Consider the following 5,515-nt stretch of genomic DNA (forward strand, 5'->3'; position numbering starts at 1 on the left):
CCAACAAGCAGACGCCCAACATTGATCTAGCCACTGACTCAGGCCCGTTGCGCTTTCGTCGTCACCTGGCCAAGTTGATTGCCGAAGAACAGTCTGATCGTTTGATTCCACTGACCCAACAACACGCGGAAAAAAAGACGGAGGCATAAGATGGGGACCCAAGCGCACAAACAGCTCACCCCGCAAGGTTTCAAAGCCTATCGGGTGATCGAGAAAAATCCCGAAAGCGCCGTGATCACTTCCTTCGTTCTGACGGCAGCCGATGGTGTTTCCAGCATGCCTTTTCGCCCGGGGCAGTTCCTGATTGTCCGTCTTTCCTTGGATGACGGTGTGACTGTGCTGCGCAACTACAGCTTTAGTGCAGACCCCCGCGATACATCGCGCCTGCGTATTTCGGTGAAGCGCGAGCCCGCGCCGTTCGACAAGCCCGAGCTGCCGCCTGGACAAGGCTCCAATTACCTGCACGATCACGTGCAGGTCGGCGACCAGTTGGAGATCGCCGGACCGGCCGGTACCTTCACACTGGACGAAGACAGCTCAAGGCCAGTGGTGCTCTTTAGTGGTGGTGTGGGCCTGACCCCGATGCTGAGCATGCTGCATCAGCTGAGCCGTAACTCGACGCGTCCGGTGTACTTCATCCATGCCTGCGAAAGCGGCGCCGTGCATGCTTTCCGTGACGAGGTGCTGACTCTAGCCAGCTGTCGTCCTGGGATCAAGGCGCACTTTTGCTACCGCAATCCGGACGCGGAGGATCAGGCCAAACAGGTCTTTCATAGCCAGGGGCTGGTCAGTCGAGAAACCCTACAAGAGCTGCTGCCGATGGACGACTATGACGTCTATCTGTGCGGTCCGCGGCCTTTTATGCAGGCGAACTGGCGTCTGCTGCGCAACCTCGGGATCGCCGCCGAGCGTATTCATTACGAGTTCTTCGGTCCGGCGACCATCCTTGAAGAGGACGAAGTTAGACCGGTGCCCGCTACTGCGCCCACTATGCTTGTTCCATCAGACGTGGCCAGCAGGAGCGAAGGCACATTAAGCGTGCAGTTTCTGCCATCTGGAACCCAGGTCTCATGGGATCAGAACTGCCACTCACTGCTAGAACTCGCCGAACAGGCCGGGCTTACGCCGACTTTCAATTGCCGGACCGGTCTCTGCAACAGCTGCCAGGTCAGCTTGCGTGAAGGCTCTGTCGAGTATTTCGAAGAGCCGCTGGATACCCCCACAAACGGCAATATCCTGCTCTGCTGTACGCGCCCAACCAGCGCGGTGACATTGGACTTACGCCAGTGACAAGCCCTACTACGATTAACACCGACCACCGTATTCGTTGCGTTCAGGAAAAACAATAATGATCAAATCGCGAGCTGCCGTAGCCTTTGCTGCCAACCAGCCCCTGCAAATTGTCGAAGTCGATGTGGCACCGCCGCAGGCTGGGGAGGTGCTGGTACGCATCACGGCCACGGGCGTCTGCCATACCGATGCTTTCACCCTATCCGGCGCCGATCCGGAAGGTATCTTTCCGGTCATCCTCGGTCACGAGGGCGGCGGTATCGTCGAGGCCATTGGCGAGGGGGTAACGTCCGTGGCGGTGGGCGATCATGTGATCCCGCTCTATACCCCGGAATGTGGCGAGTGCAAATTCTGCAAGTCCGGCAAGACAAATCTCTGTCAGAAAATCCGTGCCACTCAGGGAAAAGGCCTGATGCCTGACGGTACCAGTCGCTTCTCCTATAAGGGGCAGCCGATCTTCCACTACATGGGCACCTCGACGTTCTCCGAGTACACGGTGCTGCCGGAAATCTCGCTGGCGAAAATTGCAAAGGAGGCTCCGCTGGAGCAGGTTTGCCTGCTCGGTTGCGGTGTTACGACCGGCATAGGCGCGGTACTCAACACGGCCAAAGTGGAGGAGGGCGCCAGTGTGGCCATCTTCGGCTTGGGTGGCATCGGCCTGGCTGCGATCATTGGCGCCACCATGGCCAAGGCTGGCCGAATCATCGCGATCGATATCAACCCGGCCAAGTTCGAGATTGCTAGGCAATTGGGCGCCACCGATTTCATCAATCCGAAGGATTACGACCAGCCGATCCAGGACGTGATCGTCGAACTGACCGAGGGGGGGGTGGATTACTCGTTTGAATGCATCGGCAACGTCAAGCTGATGCGCGCAGCTCTGGAGTGTTGCCATAAGGGTTGGGGTGAGTCGGTGATTATTGGTGTCGCTGGCGCCGGGCAGGAAATCAGTACCCGTCCATTCCAATTAGTTACTGGCAGGGTCTGGCGCGGCTCGGCCTTTGGCGGAGTGAAAGGTCGCAGCGAGCTACCCAGCTATGTCGAGAAAGCGCAGAAAGGAGAAATTCCTCTGGACACCTTCATTACTCACACCATGGGGTTGGAGGATATCAACAAGGCCTTTGACCTGATGCACGAAGGCAAGAGTATTCGTACCGTAATTCACTTCGATCGCTGAGTCAGAAGATCCAGCGATTAGTTGTCAGGGTGCAAACCATCCTGATGCAACAAGAGCAACACCCACTTCATAAACAATCAAGAGAACCCAAGATGAGCGTATTCACTCACGTCACAGTTGGTACTAACGACCTGCACAAAGCACGCGCTTTTTACGATAGCGTACTGGGTAAGCTGGGTCACAAGCGCATTGCCGATTTGGACGACAATGGTTCAATCTGGGGGGAGAACGCACCTTCTTTCTTCGTCCTGAAACCGGCCAACGGCGAACCCGCCACCGTCGGTAACGGCGTGACTGTAAGCTTCGAGGCTCCGAGCCGCGCCGCAATCGACGCGTTCCATGCCGCAGCCCTGGCTGCAGGTGGCGTCTGCGCCGGCGCCCCTGGCACACGCGGCTGGGCACCAAATGCTTATGCTGCCTACGCCCGTGACCTTGACGGGAACAAGCTGGCGGCTTACTGCTTCAAAGCGGCCTAAGTGTAACGCGAGGTCAGCCTCGGCTGGCTTCGCTGATTTTATTTAAAGTCATCATGTATATTCTGATCCTCCAATAATTCGAACTCAAATAATCGATAACTTGTCAAAGGTCAGAACTTTGCTATTTTTAATTCATCTGTTCAATCTTGAACCGTCGAGCACCCTGCAGACCTCGATAACTGGCTGAACGGTGAAATAAATAAACACGTCATTCACATGGAAGTAAAGAATCGTTGTGGCTCGTGGATTAGGCGCTAACCTAAAAATAAGGTTTACGTCTGTCCGAAGCCGGGCTTACTCCGAGGCGAAAAGCCTACCGGGCAGTCGGTCGCATTAAAAAAACCGAACGCAAATAACATAAAAAATTTCTTGATTAGCATTTAACTAAATAAAAATAATAATTATATTTTGGATGATCATACATGAAGGCGCCCAAAAAATTCAGTCACAAAGTATTGTTTTTTACCTCGCTGGTGTTGATTTTAGCGTTTTCATTGTTTGCGTTATACAATGACTACTTACAGCGTAAAGCTATCCGCACTAACCTAGAAAGTCACCTTGAAGAGATCAGCAAAATTACCGCAAGCAACGTCCAGTCCTGGCTGTCAGGACGTATTCTTCTGGTTGATAACATTGCTCAAACAATCGCCAACAACGATGCTCCTGGAAGCGTGTTAAGTCTTCTGGAACAGAGAGGGGTCTTATCAACTTTCACCTCTACCTATCTAGGTAGTTCCGATGGTAGTTTCGCCATGCGCCCAAAGGACGAGCTACCAACCGGCTACGATCCGCGTACACGTTCTTGGTACAAAGATGCGATGGCCGCCGACGGCACTACCTTGACAGAACCATATTTTGACGCGTCAACCCACCAATTGATGGTAACAATTGCCACCCCAGTTAAACGGGGCGATCAATCCCGCGGTGTAGTCGGCGGTGATCTGACCCTAGAAAACCTTGTGAAAATGGTCAGCTCACTGGAACTGGGCGGCATCGGTTATGCCTTTCTTGTCAGTGCCGATGGCACGATCCTGGCCCACCCGGACAAGGATTTGCTAATGAAGAGCTTAAACGATATCTATCCGCAAAATACACCAAAAATCAGCACACAATTTAGCGAAACCGGACAGGCCGGATCGACCCGCATTTTAACGTTTGCGCCAGTATCAGGCCTCCCTTCAGTGAAATGGTACATCGGCCTGTCCATCAACAAGGAAAAAGCTTACATGGCGCTGAGTGAGTTTCGCTCCTCGGTTATTGTCGCCACCTTGATCACCGTGTTCATCACCCTTTTACTGCTGGGAATGCTGATCCGCGTGCTGATGCAGCCGCTTCGGGCAATGGGCAAAGCAATGCAAGACATCGCCCTCGGAGAGGGCGACCTGACCCGACGTTTAATTGTCCACTCACGGGACGAGTTTGGGGAGTTAGCGGACGACTTCAACTGTTTCGTCGAACGTATCCATAACACTATCCATGAGGTGTCTTCTGCGACCCATCAGGTCAATGAAGTGGCAAAAAGGGTGATGAGTTCTTCCAGCGCATCAATGGCCAATTCTGACGACCAGGCCAACCGTACCAACAGCGTCGCCGCGGCGATCAACCAACTGGGGGCTACGGCCCAGGACATCGCGCGCAATGCCGGTGATGCTTCCCAGCAGGCCTCCGACGCCCGCCATCAGGCGGAGAACGGGAGGCTTGTCGTCGGCCAGACCATCACCGCGATGAGCGAACTTTCTGATAACATTCGCGCTTCTTGCGGTAACGTCGAAACACTGAACGGCAAGACAGTGAACGTCAGCCAGATTCTCGAGGTGATCAAGGCTATTTCCGAACAGACCAACCTACTGGCCTTGAATGCCGCCATTGAGGCAGCACGAGCAGGGGAAGCAGGTCGCGGTTTTGCCGTAGTGGCGGATGAAGTACGCAGTCTGGCGCACCGCACTCAGACGTCAGCCCGGGAAGTCCAGTCAATGATAGAGGAGCTGCAGATCGGCGCCCGCAACGTAGTAGATAACATGACCGAGAGTCAACGCTACAGTGAGGAAAGCGTAACAATCGCCAATCAGGCTGGCGATCGTCTTAGCAGCATAACCCAGCGCATCAGTGAAATTGACGGCTTGAACCAATCGGTTGCAACAGCTACTGAGGAGCAGACCTCCGTGATCGACTCGCTGAACATGGATATCACGGAACTCAACATTCTCAATCAACTGGGCGTGAAAAATCTCCACACAACACTACATGCTTGTGATGATTTAAAGCATCAGGCTGATAGCTTAAAAAAATTGGTTGATAGTTTTCGAACATGACTAGTTAACTTTACAGTTTAGAAGGCGCGGGTCCTAGTGCGCCGTCGCACAAATAAAGCTCCTTATGCCTGGAAGTCCATTGACTCACTGGCGCGCTGTATCTTGTTCAAAATTTCCGAATCCTTCTTAACTGTTAGGGAAACTCTTATATGGACGCCTCCCGGAGCTCAATAGATAGCCATGCTGGCGCATAGGTAGGAGCAGTCTTATATCCGGCCTGTTGTGCAGGCCGAAAAACCTGCTGGCCCTGATGGAATCCG

The 5,515-nt window shown here is 53.7% G+C and carries 4 protein-coding genes; all 4 read left to right on the forward strand.

Annotated features, from left to right (window positions below):
• The first annotated feature begins 150 nt into the window (after positions 1-150).
• The 4 genes from EQV97_RS28760 to EQV97_RS28775 all read left to right on the forward strand — a co-directional run bounded on the left by EQV97_RS28760 (position 151) and on the right by EQV97_RS28775 (position 5,255).
• Positions 151-1,290: an FAD-binding oxidoreductase gene (locus tag EQV97_RS28760; protein WP_138726111.1), complete on the forward strand. Its 1,140-nt coding sequence runs from the start codon at positions 151-153 to the stop codon at positions 1,288-1,290.
• A 58-nt stretch (positions 1,291-1,348) separates the two neighbouring features.
• Complete coding sequence (locus EQV97_RS28765; protein WP_045062363.1) at positions 1,349-2,467, forward strand: S-(hydroxymethyl)glutathione dehydrogenase/class III alcohol dehydrogenase; 1,119 nt, start codon at positions 1,349-1,351, stop codon at positions 2,465-2,467.
• A gap of 92 nt (positions 2,468-2,559) precedes the next feature.
• Complete coding sequence (locus EQV97_RS28770) at positions 2,560-2,943, forward strand: VOC family protein (RefSeq protein ID WP_045062361.1); 384 nt, start codon at positions 2,560-2,562, stop codon at positions 2,941-2,943.
• A gap of 422 nt (positions 2,944-3,365) precedes the next feature.
• Complete coding sequence (locus EQV97_RS28775; RefSeq protein WP_240890567.1) at positions 3,366-5,255, forward strand: methyl-accepting chemotaxis protein; 1,890 nt, start codon at positions 3,366-3,368, stop codon at positions 5,253-5,255.
• The last annotated feature ends 260 nt before the right edge of the window (positions 5,256-5,515 follow it).

It is taken from the genome of Pseudomonas sp. TMW22090, from assembly GCF_022496665.1.
In the GTDB taxonomy this organism is placed as follows: domain Bacteria; phylum Pseudomonadota; class Gammaproteobacteria; order Pseudomonadales; family Pseudomonadaceae; genus Aquipseudomonas; species Aquipseudomonas gregormendelii.